The organism is Kitasatospora sp. A2-31, assembly GCF_022288725.1.
In the GTDB taxonomy this organism is placed as follows: domain Bacteria; phylum Actinomycetota; class Actinomycetes; order Streptomycetales; family Streptomycetaceae; genus Kitasatospora.
Genome location: NZ_JAKNTA010000014.1, coordinates 38,374 through 54,400, shown reverse-complemented (window position 1 = coordinate 54,400; position 16,027 = coordinate 38,374). Strand labels below are relative to the sequence as shown.

The 16,027-nt window shown below is 72.7% G+C and carries 12 protein-coding genes; 7 read left to right on the top strand and 5 right to left on the bottom strand.

Features of this window, described 5'->3' with window-relative positions; all coding sequences use genetic code 11:
* Positions 1-128: 128 nt before the first annotated feature.
* Positions 129-1,766 carry a M4 family metallopeptidase gene (locus tag MCM47_RS30925; RefSeq protein WP_238865185.1) on the bottom strand — a complete coding sequence of 546 codons (1,638 nt, stop codon included), beginning with the start codon at positions 1,764-1,766 and terminating at the stop codon, positions 129-131.
* A 495-nt stretch (positions 1,767-2,261) separates the two neighbouring features.
* Between MCM47_RS30925 and MCM47_RS30920 the strand changes: the two genes are divergently transcribed.
* The 3 genes from MCM47_RS30920 to MCM47_RS30910 all read left to right on the top strand — a co-directional run bounded on the left by MCM47_RS30920 (position 2,262) and on the right by MCM47_RS30910 (position 5,150).
* Entirely contained in the window at positions 2,262-2,792 is a 531-nt protein-coding gene (locus MCM47_RS30920) for a MarR family winged helix-turn-helix transcriptional regulator (protein ID WP_238865183.1), read from the top strand.
* Positions 2,793-2,931: 139 nt separating this feature from the next.
* The gene (locus MCM47_RS30915) at positions 2,932-3,273 is read left to right on the top strand and encodes a DUF3817 domain-containing protein (RefSeq protein WP_238865181.1); all 342 of its coding nucleotides are present in this window, start codon (positions 2,932-2,934) and stop codon (positions 3,271-3,273) included.
* Positions 3,274-3,464: 191 nt separating this feature from the next.
* Entirely contained in the window at positions 3,465-5,150 is a 1,686-nt protein-coding gene (locus MCM47_RS30910; protein ID WP_238865179.1) for a methylmalonyl-CoA mutase, read from the top strand.
* Positions 5,151-5,233: 83 nt separating this feature from the next.
* Here the strand turns inward: MCM47_RS30910 and MCM47_RS30905 are convergent, their stop codons facing one another.
* Complete coding sequence (locus MCM47_RS30905) at positions 5,234-5,926, bottom strand: TetR/AcrR family transcriptional regulator (protein WP_238865177.1); 693 nt, start codon at positions 5,924-5,926, stop codon at positions 5,234-5,236.
* 364 nt (positions 5,927-6,290) lie between these two features.
* Here MCM47_RS30905 and MCM47_RS30900 point away from each other — a divergent pair, with 364 nt between their 5' ends.
* From MCM47_RS30900 to MCM47_RS30885, 4 genes are all read left to right on the top strand, one after another.
* Positions 6,291-7,283, top strand: a complete 993-nt coding sequence (locus tag MCM47_RS30900) for a tetratricopeptide repeat protein (protein ID WP_238865175.1) — start codon at positions 6,291-6,293, stop codon at positions 7,281-7,283.
* Between the two features lie 735 nt (positions 7,284-8,018).
* Positions 8,019-8,687 carry a DUF6230 family protein gene (locus MCM47_RS30895; RefSeq protein ID WP_238865173.1) on the top strand — a complete coding sequence of 223 codons (669 nt, stop codon included), beginning with the start codon at positions 8,019-8,021 and terminating at the stop codon, positions 8,685-8,687.
* A gap of 134 nt (positions 8,688-8,821) precedes the next feature.
* Positions 8,822-9,472, top strand: a complete 651-nt coding sequence (locus tag MCM47_RS30890) for a DUF6114 domain-containing protein (RefSeq protein WP_374209238.1) — start codon at positions 8,822-8,824, stop codon at positions 9,470-9,472.
* Positions 9,469-10,908 (top strand): hypothetical protein, encoded by a 1,440-nt coding sequence (locus tag MCM47_RS30885; RefSeq protein WP_238865171.1) that lies wholly within the window; start codon positions 9,469-9,471, stop codon positions 10,906-10,908. Before MCM47_RS30890 ends, MCM47_RS30885 begins: the two co-directional genes overlap by 4 nt.
* A gap of 99 nt (positions 10,909-11,007) precedes the next feature.
* Here the strand turns inward: MCM47_RS30885 and pyk are convergent, their stop codons facing one another.
* The 3 genes from pyk to pta all read right to left on the bottom strand — a co-directional run bounded on the left by pyk (position 11,008) and on the right by pta (position 15,957).
* Positions 11,008-12,435 (bottom strand): pyruvate kinase, encoded by a 1,428-nt coding sequence (gene pyk, locus MCM47_RS30880; RefSeq protein WP_238865169.1) that lies wholly within the window; start codon positions 12,433-12,435, stop codon positions 11,008-11,010.
* Positions 12,436-12,529: 94 nt separating this feature from the next.
* A complete protein-coding gene (locus tag MCM47_RS30875) occupies positions 12,530-13,744 on the bottom strand; it encodes an acetate kinase (RefSeq protein ID WP_238865167.1) in 1,215 nt (404 codons plus the stop codon).
* Positions 13,741-15,957 carry a phosphate acetyltransferase gene (gene pta / locus MCM47_RS30870; protein ID WP_238865165.1) on the bottom strand — a complete coding sequence of 739 codons (2,217 nt, stop codon included), beginning with the start codon at positions 15,955-15,957 and terminating at the stop codon, positions 13,741-13,743. The genes MCM47_RS30875 and pta overlap by 4 nt, the downstream gene beginning before the upstream one ends.
* Positions 15,958-16,027 lie beyond the last annotated feature (70 nt).

Below are 16,027 nucleotides of genomic sequence, written 5' to 3'. Positions count from 1 at the left end.
GCGGCCGCCCGCCTCCGCCGCCCGGCCGCCCGCGGTCCCCGCGGCCCGACGGGCCCGACGCGGGAACGCGCGAGCGCCCGGGGCCTCCCCTCCCAGTGAGGACCCCGGGCGCCCCTGCGGCGCTGGCGTCAGTTGACGTTGACGCCGCTCCACGCGGCCGCCACCGCGTTGTACTCGGCGCTGCCCGCGCCGTAGAGGTCGGCCGCCGCGCTCAGGGTGCCGGTGCGGGCGCCCTTGTAGTCGGTGGTGGAGGTCCAGTACACGGTCAGGGCGCGGTACCAGATGGCCGCGGCCTTGGTCCGGCCGATGCCCGTGACGGTGGAGCCGTTGGAGGTCGGGCTGTTGTAGCTGACGCCGTTGACGGTCTTGGCGCCGCTGCCCTCGGCCAGCAGGTAGAAGAAGTGGTTGGCCACGCCGGACGAGTAGTGGACGTCCAGGTTGCCCACGCCGGAGTACCACGAGTCGGCGGAGCCGCCGTCCTTCGAGGGCTTGTCCATGTAGCGCAGCGGCGTGCCGTCGCCGTTGATGTCGATCAGCTCGCCGATCAGGTAGTCCGGGGTGTCGGACGCCAGGTTGGCGGAGAACTCGACCATGGTGCCGAAGATGTCCGAGGTGGCCTCGTTCAGGCCGCCGGACTCGCCCGAGTAGTTCAGGCCCGCGGTGGCGGAGGTGACGCCGTGGGTCATCTCGTGGCCGGCCACGTCGAGCTCGGTCAGCGGGTGGGTGTTGCTGGTGCCGTCGCCGTAGGTCATGCAGAAGCAGGAGTCGTTCCAGAACGCGTTCACGTAGTTCTTGCCGTAGTGGACGCGGCTGGTGGCGCCGACCCCGTTGTTCTTGATGCCCAGGCGGCCGAAGGAGTTCTTGTAGTAGTCCCAGGTCGCCGCCGCGCCGAACTGCGCGTCCACCGCGGCCGACTGGCCGCTGGAGACGGTGCCGGTGCCCCAGACGTTGTCGGCGTCGGTGTACAGGGTGCCCGAGCCCGAGGTGCGGCCCTTGAGGTCGCTGGTCGACTGCCCGCCGCGGGTGGTGTCCTTGAGCTGGTAGGTCGAGCCGCTCAGGGTGGTCGTCAGCGGGACGGTGCCGACGAAGACGCCCTTGCCGGTGCCGGTCGCGGTCTGCACCTGCTCGTGGGTGGAGAGCACCTCGCCGGTGGCGGCGTCGGTGACCAGCAGCTGGCTCGACGGGGTGCCGTCGGCGCGCAGGCCCTCGACGGTCGTCCGGTACGCCAGGCGCGGGTTGCCGTCGGCAGCCCAGACCACCAGCTGGGCGGCGCCGGCCTGGTGGACCTCCTTCAGCGGGGACTCGTCCTTGTCGGCGGCGATGCCGACGGTCGCCTGGACGGCGCCGGAGGCCTGGGCGGACGCCTGGTCGGCGGGGATCTTCGGGGTCAGGCTCGGCAGGGCGATCTGCGCGCTGACGGCCTTGTCCACGGACTTCACGGCGCCGTCGGCGGCCTGGTGCACGACCAGGTCGCCGCCGAGGACGGGCAGGCCGGCGAAGGTGCGCTCGAAGCGGAGGTGGCGGGTCCCGTTGGCGTCCACCACGGCGTCCTTGGCGACCAGCTTCTCCTGGCCGCCCAGTGCCAGCGCCTTGGCCAGCGGGTCGGACTGACCCTTCGCCACCGCGAGGACGGCCTCGCGCTGCTGCGCGGCCTGGGCCTCGGCCGACGGGGTCGGGGCGGCCTGGGCGGCGGTGCTCACCTGGATGACGCCGGTGAGGAGGGCGGTGGCGGAGAGTACGGCGCCGGCTGCGAGCTTTCGCTTCACGTACAGGGTCCTTCCGGGAAACCGCGTGTGCGCGGTCGCACCGCGTTCCGGGGTGCCGGGGTTGGCACCTGAGGGGCGGAACGGGCGCTGACGTGCTGCTCCGTGCGGTCGAGCGGCGGGCCGCCGATGAGTGGGGTGGCGGCCTGCCGGACGGGGCTGGCCGAAAGCATGACAATCCAACAAGTGAAATGACAGGTCTGGTTCACCGATTGGCCAGGTCTCGCCAGTCCGGCGGATTGTGAACAGGGCGACAAAAGCGGTCAGAACACCCCGTCTTTCAGCGGGTTACCGCCCGAACCGACGCCTGATACCGGGCCGAACGCCCGTCCGGCGGTCAACAACCTGCCCGCCGCGGGTGGTTGTCGCCCGTTCACATGTGTGCAACGTGCTGGTACGGACCAGCGGACCCCACTGGCGGGATCCCGCCACGCATCGCGCTTGTCCACCATCAGGACGCCTGGTAACACCCGTCCCGCACGCCGGTACGGTAAGGAGGTGCCCAAGCCCCTCGCACTCGACTTCGACCCGATCGCCCGCGCCGACGAGCTCTGGACCCGCCGCTGGGGCTCCGTGCCCTCGATGGCGGCGATCACCTCGATCATGCGCGCCCACCAGATCCTGCTCTCGCGGGTGGACGCGGTGCTCAAGCCGTACGGGCTGACCTTCGCCCGCTACGAGGCGCTGGTGCTGCTCACCTTCAGCCGGACCGGCGAGCTCTCGCTGTCCAAGATCGGCGAGCGGCTCATGGTCCACCCGACCAGCGTCACCAACACCGTCGACCGCCTGGAGCGGGCCGGCCTGGTCGCCCGCCGCCCCAACCCGCTGGACGGCCGCGGTGTGCTCGCCGCGATCACCGCCCGTGGCCGCGAGACGGTGGAGGACGCCACGCGGGAGCTGATGGCGATGGAGTTCGGCCTGGAGGAGTACGGCGCCGACCAGTGCCGGCAGGTCTTCGAGCTGCTCAAGCCGCTGCGGGTCGCCGCCGGCGACTTCACCGAGGAGGGCGGCGCCCCGGCCGGGCAGTGACCGGACCGGAGTCGCCGTGATCCACGGAACGGGCCCGAGGCCGCTGCACGGCGCACCCGTAAACGGCGGCTACCCTCGTTCGGAGCGGTGCGCGGATCGGGGCGTACCGGCCGATCCTGCCGAGCGAGGCGATGTGAGTATGAAGGCGACCCCCCTGCTGGGCTGGTACCGGGCCCTGGCCGTGGCGACCGGTGTGGCGCTGCTGGTGTTCTGCGGCTTCATGGTGGCGAAGTACGGCTTCGGCACCGCCGAGGACCTGACCACGTACGTGGCGATGCTGCACGGCTACCTCTACATCGGGTACTTCGTGGTGACCTTCCTGCTCGGCCAGAAGCTCAAGTGGCCGCTCGGCCGGATGGTCTTCACCCTTGCCGCCGGCTGCATCCCGTTCGCCTCCTTCTTCGCCGAGCGCCGGGTGGCCGCGGAGGCCGCCGCCAAGCTGCCGGCCGGCGGGGCCGCCCGGCAGACCGCCGGGGTCTGACCCGTCGCGCCTGCGAGGGCGCCCCTCCCCGCTCCGGGGAGGGGCGCCCTTTCGCATGTCCGCGGCCCGTCCGCAGGTCCGGGGGCGTGTTGCCGTCGACAAGTACTAGGACGTCCGAGTAAATTAGTAGGACGTCCTAATAGCTGTGCCGCCCGGTGCCGTGGCGGCCGTACGGAGCGGAGTTCTTGGCCATGGACGCCGAGGAGATCGAGCGCGGGCGGCAGCGCTGGCAGCAGCGGTACGACAGCGCCCGCAAGCGGGACGCGGACTTCACCACCCTCTCCGGCGACGAGGTCGAGCCGGTCTACGGGCCGGCCCCCGGGCAGGCCGTGCCGGGCTTCGAGCGGATCGGCTGGCCGGGCGAGTACCCCTTCACCCGCGGCCTGCACCCGACCGGCTACCGCGGGCGGACGTGGACCATCCGCCAGTTCGCCGGCTTCGGGAACGCCCAGCAGACCAACGAGCGCTACCGGATGATCCTGGAGGCGGGCGGCGGCGGCCTCTCGGTGGCCTTCGACATGCCCACCCTGATGGGCTACGACTCCGACGACCCGAAGTCGCTCGGCGAGGTCGGCCACTGCGGTGTGGCGATCGACTCGGCCGCCGACATGGAGGTGCTGTTCCAGGGCATCCCGCTCGGCGACGTCACCACCTCGATGACGATCAGCGGACCCGCCGTCCCGATCTTCTGCATGTACCTGGTGGCCGCCGAGCGCCAGGGCGTCGACCCGGCGGTGCTGAACGGCACCCTGCAGACGGACATCTTCAAGGAGTACATCGCCCAGAAGGAGTGGCTCTTCGCCCCCGAGCCGCACCTGCGCCTGATCGGCGACCTGATGGCGTACTGCGCCGAGGGCATCCCGGCGTACAAGCCGCTCTCGGTCTCCGGCTACCACATCCGCGAGGCCGGGGCGACGGCCGCGCAGGAGCTGGCGTACACGCTGGCGGACGGCTTCGCCTACGTCGAGCTGGGCCTCTCCCGCGGCCTGGACGTGGACGTCTTCGCGCCCGGCCTCTCGTTCTTCTTCGACGCCCACCTCGACTTCTTCGAGGAGATCGCCAAGTTCCGCGCCGCCCGCCGGATCTGGGCCCGCTGGATGCGCGACCGCTTCGGTGCCACGACCGACAAGGCGCAGTGGCTGCGGTTCCACACCCAGACCGCCGGGGTCTCGCTGACCGCGCAGCAGCCGTACAACAACGTGGTCCGCACCGCCGTCGAGGCGCTCTCGGCGGTGCTCGGCGGCACCAACTCGCTGCACACCAACGCCCTGGACGAGACCCTGGCGCTCCCCTCCGAGCAGGCCGCCGAGATCGCCCTGCGCACCCAGCAGGTGCTGATGGAGGAGACCGGCATCACCAACGTGGCCGACCCGCTGGGCGGCTCCTGGTACGTCGAGGCGCTCACCGACCGGATCGAGGAGCAGGCCGAGGCGATCTTCCAGCGGATCCTGGACAAGGGCCGCGAGGACCACGAGATCGGCCCGATCACCTCCGGCATCCTGCGCGGGATCGAGGAGGGCTGGTTCACCGGGGAGATCGCCGAGGCGGCCTTCCAGTACCAGCAGGGGGTGGAGAAGGGCGAGAAGCGCGTCGTCGGCGTCAACTGCCACCCGCGCAGCGTCACCCCCGAGCTGGAGATCCTGCGGGTCAGCCACGAGGTCGAGCGCGAGCAGGTGCGCGTGCTGCGCGAGCGCAAGGCCGGCCGGGACGAGGCGGCGGTGCGGGCCGGGCTGGACGCCATGCTGGCGGCGGCGCGCTCCGGGGAGTCGATGATCCCGCCGATGCTCGACGCCGTCCGGGCGGAGGCGACCCTCGGCGAGATCTGCAACGCCCTGCGCGAGGAGTGGGGGATCTACCGGGAGCCCGCCGCGTTCTGACGGCCTCCCGGCCCCGTACGCCGAAGCCGCCCCGCACGGAACGTGCGGGGCGGCTTCGGCGTACGGGCGCGGGTCCGCGCCGGTCAGGCCACCAGGCTGGGGAACGGCCCGAGCAGCAGGTTGGTGAACCGCCTGGTCCACTCGGCGGTGATCGGCTCGCCGCTCACCAGCACCCGGTGCTCCACCGTCCCGGCGATGGTGTCGAAGATGATGTCCACCTCCTCGCAGGCCGCCGTCTCGTCGCAGTCCGGGGCCAGCTCGCCGCGCGCCTGCGCGGACGCCCGGCCCTGCCGGACGAGGCGCTTCTGCGGGTCGACGATCGCCTCCCGGATCCGCCGCCGCAGCTGCGGGTCGCGGGTGCCCTCGGCGAAGAGGGCGAGCAGCGCCGCCTGGGTCTCCGGCCGGGCCAGCAGGGCGGCGAACTGGGAGACCACCGCCTCGATGTCGGCCCGCAGGCTGCCGAGGTCCGGCATGACGAGCTCGTCGAAGAGGCTCGCGACGGCATCCACCACCAGCTCGTTCTTGGACGGCCAGCGGCGGTACAGGGTGGTCTTGGCGACCTTGGCCCGGGTGGCCACGTGGCCCATGGTCAGGCCGCCCCAGCCGAGCTCGGCCAGGGCCTCGCGGGTGGCGTCCAGGATGGCGCGGTCGGCGGCGGCGCTGCGCGGCCTGCCCTTGGCCCTGGCGGTGGTGCTGTCGGGGCTCTCCGGGGCTTCCGGGAGGCCGTCCCGGGCGGCCGGCCGGTCCGGGGTCACGGGGGGCTGGGGGGCCGGCACCGCGCCTCCTTGCGATTTACTGGTAAGTAACATGGGTGGGACCGGTAACGGTAGCGACTCCCCGCGCTCCGGGTCAGCCTGGCCGCCCGGGAAAGTGGGGCAGCTCACGTCCCGGGAAAGGCGGATGGGGTTGCGGCGGGGGCCCTCGGTCCAGTTACGCTACGAGTCGTAGCGAAAGCAGTGACGACCAGGCGCCGCAACCCCGTGGGACGGGGGCGGCGCGGGCGCGGGTGGGGATCCGCGCTGGACGGTTGGGGTTTCAGGGGGCGGGCGTCAGTCCCGGGAGGCCGGTGCCGCGCAGCCCGCGCGGGCGGTTTTCCCAGGTTGGTGCCCGGGAGCGGCGCGGACGGGGGAGGATGGTGCCATGCAGCCACGGAATTCGCGTCCCAACAGCGCCGCCCTGCGCGGTGCGGTCGATCTCGCCGCAGTGAAGGCGGCCGGCGAGGCCGCCCAGAAGGCCGAGCAGGCCCGGGCCGAGCGGGCCCGCCAGGCGGCCGCCGCCGAGGCGGCCGGGGTGGCACCCGACCGGCCCGCGTACGAGCTCGTCATCGATGTCACCGAGGACACCTTCGAGTCCGAGGTCGTCCAGCGCTCCACCGAAGTGCCGGTGGTCATCGACTTCTGGGCCGAGTGGTGCGGCCCGTGCAAGCAGCTCAGCCCGATCCTCGAACGGCTGGCCGACGAGTACGCCGGCCGGATCGTGCTCGCCAAGATCGACGTCGAGGCCAACCAGCTGCTCGCCCAGCAGTTCGGCATCCAGGGCATCCCGGCCGTGATGGCCGTGGTGGCCGGCCAGCTGGTCCCGCTGTTCCAGGGGGCCGAGAGCGAGGCCAACGTCCGCAAGGTGCTGGACCAGCTCATCCTGGTCGCCGAGCAGCGGTTCGGCGTGGTCGGCGGTTCCGCGGTGCCCGGTGCGGCCGGCGGGTCCGCGCCCGTGGTGCCGGAGGACCCGGCGCTGGCCGCCGCGCACGAGGCACTCGACCGGGGCGACCTGGGCGGCGCGGTCCAGGCCTACCGGAACGTGCTGGCCGACCAGCCGGGCAACACCGAGGCCCGCCTGGGCCTGGCCCAGGCGGAGCTGCTCCACCGGGTCGAGGCGCTCGACCCGCAGGCGGTCCGGGCCGCGGCCGCAGCCGACCCCAAGGACGTCGAGGCCCAGCTGCAGGCGGCCGACCTGGACCTGGTCGGCGGGCACGTCGAGGACGCCTTCGGCCGGTTGGTGGACACCGTCGGCAGGACCTTCGGCGAGGACCGGGACACGGCCCGCCTCCGTCTGCTGGAGCTGTTCGAGGTGATCGGCCCGGAGGACCCGCGGGTGACGGCGGCGCGTACGGCGCTGGCCCGCGTGCTGTTCTGAGCCCGCCCGTTCCGGGCCTGCTCCGCCGGGACCGGCCGGACGCCGCCCGCGGGCGCGTTCTGGCACGGCGGATGACCTGCGGTGTCGCTGGTGATTTGGCGACAATCCGGTCATCGCGTGAGAGGTTTACCAAATCTTGACAACACCCGTGGGTGGTCACTTCAGGTGATCACCCACGGGTGTTTCGCAGGTGTTTCCGACGCATTTCGCCGTCACGTTTCCTTCATTTCGTCACTCTGGGTGAGCAGTCGGCCGATTTCATGATCGCCGACATGTGATGTTGGATTACCCGTCAGTAATGAACCCCTTGTGCTTCGCCCGGGATTCAAGCAGCATCGGCGACGCCCGGTCCCAGACTCCACGCCCCGGCAGCCGGTCGGCGCACGGAGTGAGGGATCCCCACCGGGCGAGCCGTCGGTCACGGCCGGCGGCAGGGAGGGCAGGGGGGTATCCGCGGTCCCACGGCGGTTCCTGTCCTTCGACCGGCCGCGCGGCCCGCGCGGTCGCTGGTTGTCGCTCGGGGGTGATCGCCGATGTCGTCGGTCCTGCCCGCCGCCCCTCAGGGGTGGTCGGTGAAGGGACGGGAGTGCCGCTGTGTGCCGGCCGCTCCCGCGTCCGACGACGCCCACGGCGCTCTCCGCTACCGAGGACGTAGCTCTCTCCCATCCCAGGCCCCCACCGGTGCGGGACGCACCGCCGGGCGCCGGAGATGTACGTCCTAGAAGGAGGACTCGCATGTCCCAGACCTACGGCAAGACCCGCTGGAAGCGCTTCGCCCTCGTGATGGTGCCGGGCATCGCCGCCACCGCCGCGGTCGGCGTCGCGATGGCGAACAACGCGCTGGCGGCGTCGTTCAGCGTCTCCGGCCAGAGCTTCAAGGTCACCACGCAGGAGCTGCACGGCAAGAACTTCGCGCAGTTCGGCTCCATCGACGCCGAGGCCAACGGCACGCCCCACCCGGTCGCCGTCTCGGCCTTCGACTCGGCCACCATCAAGGGCCTCTGCCAGTCGGTCGTGACCGACCCGAACATCATCCCCGGCCTGCCGTGGAAGCTGCCCAAGATCACCCTGCGTCTGGAGGCCGGCTACTCCGACGACGTCGCGAAGCAGGTCTCCGCGAAGAACCTGCTGATCGACCTGGACCAGCTGAACGCGGACGCCGAGTTCACCAACATCAACATCGGCCAGGACGCCGCGACCCTCAAGGGCACCGCGACCGAGAACTGGAAGGGCGCGCTGCCCGGCAGCACCAAGCCCACCGGCAAGGTCGGCTTCGCCCAGGCGGCCGAGAAGGCCGACCTGTACAACGTGCAGCAGACCGCCTGGGCCACCTCGGCGGGCACCTTCACGCTGAACGGCCTGAAGCTCAACCTGCACACCGACGGCGGGCACGAGTGCTACTAGGCCGCTGACCGGCGGCGGGTCCTGCGACCCGCCTCCGAGCACGGCACCCGGGGGGCCGGGGACGGTGTGTGCGCCGTTCCCGGGCCTCCCCCTCCCGTTTTCTCCCCTCGTTCACACCATCGAGGAGCTGCACCGTGTCCAGCGCCCTTGCCGAGCTGCGGCCCGCCGACCACGAGAACCCCGTCCAGTGGGTGCGCCGGGTGTTCCGTAACTTCCGCCGGTCCCGGCCGTTCTACGGCGGCTTGCTGGCCATGTTCGCCGGCGTCCCGATCATGTACTTCCCCTACGCCAAGCTCTCGTTGAACGGCATGACGGTGGCCATGGCCACCACCGCCGGCGCCGGGTCACTGATCATCGGCGTCCTGCTGATCGTGCTGGGGCTGACCGCCTGGTTCCAGTCGGCCGTGCGGGTCTTCGCCGGTGTCGCCACCATGCTGCTCACCCTGGTGTCGATCCCGGTCTCCAACCTCTCCGGCTTCGGCATGTCGCTGCTTCCGGGCCTGATCGGCGGCGGGCTGATGGTCGCCTGGGCGCCGAACCCCGTCGCGGCCGAGCCGGCCGCCGACCCCGCGACCGCCGCGGCCGTCGCCGCCGAGCCCGTTGCGGAGACCGCCGCCACCGCGGCAGCCGCCCCGGCGAAGGCGACCGCGCCGACCGCCGAGGCCGCCACCGCGCCGCTGCCGGCCGTGCCCGGTCAGGGCGAGCGGCCGGTCCTCGACAAGACCCCGACCGCCGAGGGCACCCTCCCGCGGCAGCAGGGCGGCGACGTCGAGGAGGCGCGGTGACCTCCCCGCAGGAGCAGCAGGGCCGGCCCGCCGAGCCGGAGCAGCGCTCCGGGCGGCACGCCGCCCGCCGGACGCCGGTCCGGGCCAGGCTGCGGGGGCGGGCGCTGGCCATGGCCGCGGTGCCGACCGCGCTGCTGATGGCCGCCACGTACACGCCGAACGCGGCCGTCGCGGAGCCCGCCGCCGGCAAGCCCTGCGCCAGCGCGCCGGACACCCCGGTGCAGCCGCCCGCGGTGGCCGAGACGCCCGTTCCGAAGAGCGAGCTGCCCCCGCCGCTGCCCGGCCCGTCCGTGCCGCTCCCGGCGGACCCGACCACCGCGCCGGCCGCGCCCTCGACGGCGTCGTCGGCGCCGACGGCGGCCCCCAAGACTCCGGCGGCCCCGACGTCCGGGCCGATCAGCCAGGCTCCGGCGCCCGCGTCGAGCCCGGCCTCGGCCCCGGTGCGGTCGGCGGCCGTCGAGGGCTCCGGCAAGGTGGTCCAGGCCGGGCTGATCGACGACGTCGTCGGCGGCATCACCAACCTGCTGAACCCGAGCGCCTCGCCCAGCCCGTCGGCCTCCACCGGCAGCGCGACGGCGGCCCCGACCGCCCCGTCCGCGACCACGGCGCCCGCCGCCGGCAACCGCGCGGCGGCGGCCCCGGCCGCTCCGGCCGCGGGCGCTCCGGCGCCCGCCGCGCCCGTGCCGTCCTCCGCCGCCGGCCCGGCCCCCGCGGCCGCGCCCTCCGGCCACGCGGCGGCCGCGCCGGATCCGACGGCGTCCGCCTCGCCGGGCAGCGGCAAGACCGCCGCGAAGCCGTCCGCCGGCGCCAGGGCCACCGGCTCGGCGGCGCCGTCGTCCGGGGCCCGGACGCCGTCCGCCTCCGCCTCGCCGAGCGCCGACCCGAACTGCCTCGTCCCGCTGAAGGGCCTCTCGGCCGGGGAGACGCCGGACAACCCGATCCTCGTCCCGGACCAGAACTGGACCCTGCAGACCAGCCGGCTGACGCTGAACCACGCCGTGCTGATGGGCGTGGTCAAGGTCCAGACGCCCACCGGCACCAAGCGTGTGCTGAAGTTCGTGGTCGACAGCGTGGACATCGAGAACCTCGACATGTCGACCCTGGAGGGCAACGGCAGGACCTTCCACGTCAAGGGTGCGCCCGGCTCGGTCTCCACCATGCGCAAGGGCCCGGTGACCATGTACGTGGAGCGGATGTCGGGCCACCTCTCCAAGGTGCTCGGTCTGCCCGTCCCGATCGACCTGGGCGAGCTCACCCTCACCCCGGACGGCCCGCTGCCGCAGTGGCTGTACGACCTGATCGGCAAGCTGGAGATCCCGCTCTGGCTGGAGATGACCGGGGTCACGGCGGTCCAGGCCGGCCAGTTCGGCGGCACGCTGAAGATCCCCGGCATGCGGCTCTACAACGACGACACGCCGTACGTCGGCAACCGCTAGGTCCGGTCGCGGGTCCCTGCGGCCCGCACGGCTCCGGGAACGCCCGTGGGGCGGCCCCCTCCACTGCGGAGGGGGCCGCCCCACGGGCGTTCCCGGCGACTACTCGCCGCGGGTGCCCAGGTGGTGGACCTGGACCATGTTGGTGTTGCCGGGGACGCCGGGCGGCGAGCCGGCGGTGACGATGACGGTGTCGCCCTCGCCCAGCTCACCCATGCGCAGCAGCTCGCGGTCGACCTGCGCGACCATCTCGTCGGTCGAGCCGACCTGCTCGGTCACGTACGCCTGCACGCCCCAGCTCAGCGAGAGCTGGTTGCGGGTGGCGGCGTCCGGGGTGAACGCGATGACCGGGATCGGCGAGCGGTAGCGGGAGAGCCGGCGCGCGGTGTCACCGGACTTGGTGAACGCGACCAGCGCCCTGCCGTTGAGGAAGTCGCCCAGCTCGCAGGCGGCGCGGGCGATCGAGCCGCCCTGGGTGCGCGGCTTGCGGCCCGGGTTCAGCGGCTGCAGGCCCTGGCCGAGCAGCTCCTCCTCGGCCTTCTCGCAGATCCGGCTCATGGTGCGGACCGTCTCGACCGGGTACTTGCCGACGCTGGACTCGGCGGAGAGCATCACCGCGTCGGCGCCGTCCAGGATGGCGTTGGCGACGTCGGAGACCTCGGCGCGGGTCGGGCGCGAGGCGTGGATCATCGACTCCATCATCTGGGTGGCGACGATGACCGGCTTGGCGTTGCGGCGGGCCAGGGTGATCAGCTGCTTCTGGACCAGCGGCACCCGCTCCAGCGGGTACTCGACGGCCAGGTCGCCACGGGCCACCATGATGGCGTCGAAGGCGAGGACGATCTCCTCCATGGCCTCGACGGCCTGCGGCTTCTCGATCTTGGCGATGACCGGCACGCGGATGCCGACCTCGTCCATGACCTCGTGGACGTCCTTGATGTCGGCCGCGTTCCGGACGAAGGAGAGGGCGATCATGTCGACGCCCAGCTCCAGGGCGAAGCGCAGGTCGTCCTTGTCCTTCTCGGACAGGGCGGGCACGTTCACGGCCGCGCCGGGCAGGTTGATGCCCTTGTTGTTCGAGAGCACGCCGCCCTCGACCACCACGGTCTTCACCCGCGGGCCGTCGACGCTGACGACCTCCAGGGCGATGACGCCGTCGTTGATCAGGATCGGGTCGCCGGGCTTCACGTCGCCGGGCAGGCCCTTGTAGGTGGTGCCGCAGATGTGCTGGTCGCCGGGGACGTCCTCGGTGGTGATGGTGAACTCGTCGCCGTTGTCGACGGTCACCGGGCCGTTGGCGAAGGTCGCCAGACGGATCTTGGGACCCTGGAGGTCGGCAAGGACGCCGATGGCCTTGCCGGTGTCCTCCGAGACCTGGCGGACCTTGCGGTACCGCTCCTCGTGGTCCGCATGGGTGCCGTGGCTCATGTTCAGTCGGGCGACGTTCATGCCCGCCTCGACGATGGCCTTCAGCTGTTCGTAGGAGTCCGTGGCCGGACCCAGGGTGCAGACAATTTTCGCTCGGCGCATATCGGTCAGTCTATCCGTTCGTGTTATAGGTGCATTCGGCGCGAATCGCGAGGAATCGCCGACGAAGGATTTCGCGGACCGAGACGACGGGGTGTCAGTCCGCGGACTCCCGGTGGACCAGGGCGAACGCCTGCCGTGCGATCTCCAGCTCCTCGTCGGTGGGCACCACGGCGACCGCCACCCGGGAGTACGCGGAGGAGATGATCCGCGGTTCGCCGGAGCGCACCGAGTTCAGCTCGGGGTCGACGGCGATCCCCAGCTCCTCCAGCCCGGCGGTGGCCGCCGCCCGCACGGGGGCCGCGTTCTCGCCGACGCCGGCGGTGAAGGCGATCGCGTCCACCCGGCCGAGCACCGCGTAGTAGCCGCCGATGTACTTGCGCAGCCGGTGGACGTACGCGTCGAAGGCCAGCCGGGCGTCCGCGTCGCCCTCCGCCGTGCGGCGCATGATCTCGCGCATGTCGTTGTCCCCGCAGAGGCCGAGCAGGCCGCTGCGGCGGTTGAGCAGGTCGTCGATCTCGTCCACGGACAGGCCGCCGACCCGGTGCAGGTGGAAGACCACGCCCGCGTCGACATCACCCGAACGAGTGCCCATCACCAGGCCCTCCAGCGGGGTGAGGCCCATCGAGGTGTCGACGCAGCGCCCGCCGGAGACCGCGGAGGCGGAGGCGCCGTTGCCCAGGTGCAGCACGATCACGTTGACCTCGGCCGGGTCCTTGCCGAGCAGTCGGGCGGTGGCCCGCGAGACGTACTGGTGCGAGGTGCCGTGGAACCCGTAGCGGCGCACCCGGTGCTCGTCCGCGACCGCCCGGTCGATGGCGTACCGGGCCGCGTGCTCGGGCATCGAGGCGTGGAAGGCGGTGTCGAAGACGGCCACCTGCGGCAGGTCCGGGCGCAGCGCCCGGGCCACCTCGATGCCGGTGATGTTGGCCGGGTTGTGCAGCGGGGCCACCGGGACGAGCCGGCGGATCTCCCGGAGCACCTCGTCGGTCACCACGGTCGGCTCGGTGAACCGCAGGCCGCCGTGGACGACCCGGTGGCCGATCGCCGCCAGCTCGGGGGAGTCGAGGCCGATGCCGTCGGCGGCCAGCTCCTCGGCGACGGCCTTCAGCGCGGCGTCGTGGTCGGCGAAGACCTGCACCGCCTCGCGCCGCCCGCCGGTACGCGGGGTGTGCACCAGCCGGCCGCCGGCCTCACCGATCCGCTCGACCAGTCCGGACGCCAGGCGCGAGCCGTCCAGCATGTCGATCAGCTGGTACTTCACCGACGAGGAGCCGGCGTTCAGGACCAGGACCCGGGTGCCTTCACTCACTGCTGTGCCTCCTGCGACGGGCCGTGCTCCTGCGACGGGCCGTGCTCCTGCGACTGGATGGCCGTGATCGCGACGGTGTTGACGATGTCCTCGACCAGCGCCCCGCGCGAGAGGTCGTTGACGGGCTTGCGCAGACCCTGCAGGACCGGGCCGACCGCCACCGCGCCGGCCGAGCGCTGGACCGCCTTGTAGGTGTTGTTGCCGGTGTTGAGATCCGGGAAGATCAGTACGGTGGCCCGGCCGGCCACCGGCGAACCGGGCAGCTTGGTGGCGGCGACGTGCTCGTCCACCGCCGCGTCGTACTGGATCGGCCCCTCGACCAGGATGTCCGGGCGCAGCCGGCGGACCAGTTCGGTGGCCTTGCGGACCTTGTCGACGTCGGCGCCGGAGCCGGAGGTCCCGGTCGAGTAGGAGAGCATCGCGACCCGCGGCTCGACGCCGAACTGCGCGGCGGTGGCGGCGGACTGGATGGCGATGTCGGCCAGCTGCTGGGCGTCCGGGTCCGGGTTGACCGCGCAGTCGCCGTAGACCAGCACCTTGTCGGCCAGGCACATGAAGAAGACGCTCGACACGATCGCCGCGCCCGGCGAGGTCTTGATCACCTCGAAGGCGGGCCGGATGGTGGCGGCGGTGGAGTGCACCGCGCCGGAGACCATGCCGTCGGCTATGCCCTCCTGGACCATCAGGGTGCCGAAGTAGGAGACGTCGGTGACGACGTCGTGGGCCAGCTCGACGGTCATGCCCTTGTGCGCGCGCAGCTTCGCGTAGAGCTCGGCGAACTGGCGGCGCAGCGGGCTGGTGGCCGGGTCGACGATCCGGACCCGGGCGCGGTCGGCCGCCGGTTCTCCCCCGGCCCGGTGGCCGGGAGGTGCCCCCACCGCCGGCAGGGCGATGCCGAGGGCGGCCGCCTTGCGACGGACGGCGTCGGGCTCGCCGAGCAGGGTGAGGTCGCAGATGTTGCGGCGGAGCAGGATCTCGGCGGCGCGCAGCACCCGCTCCTCGGTGCCCTCGGGGAGGACGACGTGCCGGCGGGCCGAACGGGCCCGCTCCAGCAGCTCGTGCTCGAACATCATCGGGGTCACCCGCTCGGACCGGCCGACCTCGATCCGGTTGGTCAACTCGACGGTGTCCACGTGCAGTTCGAAGAGACCGAGGGCGATCTCGGCCTTCCGCGGGCTGGCTGCGGAGAGCTTGCCCTCCAGGTGGGTGAGGGTGGCGGCGGTGGGCCAGCTGCCCTCCGGGACGACCGCCACCGGGGTGCCGGGGGCCAGCCGGGCGGCCAGCGCCATGACGTTCGGGCCGGGGTGCTGGCCGAGCGTCAGCAGCACGCCGGCGATCGGCGGCGCGCCGGCGGCGTGCGCGGCCAGCGAGCCGATCACCAGGTCGGCGCGGTCCCCGGGGGTGACCACCAGGGCGCCCTCGGTCAGCGCGTCCAGGAAGGTGGGCAGCATGGCGCCGCCGAAGACGAAGCCGCGGACGTCCCGGGCCAGGCCCGCCGCGTCCCCGGTGAGCACCTCGGCGCCGGTGGCCTCGACCAGCTGGGCGACGGTCGGCGCGGCCAGCGCCGGCTCCTCCGGGATGACGTACGCGGGGATCGCCAGCTTCTCGGTGAGCTTGCGCTGGATCCGCTGCTTGGCGGAGGGTGCGACCCGGTTGGCGATCATCGCCAGCGTGGCACAGCCGAGATCGGTGTAGGCCCGGTGGGCGTTGCGGACCTCGGCGATCACCGCCTCGGCGTCCTGGGCGTGGCCGCCGACCACCGGCAGCACGGCGGCGCCGAACTCGTTGGCGAGCCGGGCGTTGAAGGCCAGTTCGTCCGGGATGTTGGTGTCCGCGAAGTCGGTGCCCAGGACCAGCACGGCCTGGCAGCGACGCTCCACCGCGCGGAAGCGGTCGACCAGGACGGAGACCAGCTCGTCCTGCCCGTGGGCGGCCTGCAGGGCGGCGGCCTCCTCGTAGGTGAGGCCGTACAGCTCGGAGGCCGGCAGGTCCAGCCGGTAGCGGGCCCGCAGCAGCTCCACCACGTGGTCGGAGCCGGCCTCTGCCCCGGCCCGCGGGCCGGGAGGCGCCCCCACGGGCGCGTGCGCGTGCACCAGGGGCCGGAACACCCCCACCCGGTCCACCTGGCGGGTGAGCAGTTCCATGACCCCGAGCTCGACCGCCTGGCGGCCGTCTCCCCGGTCGATCCCGGTCACGTACACGCTGCGCGCCACGGCGGCTGTCTCCGTCCCGTCGTCTCAGAGAGTGGTCGTCTCGACCATACCTTCGCACCGCGAACACACG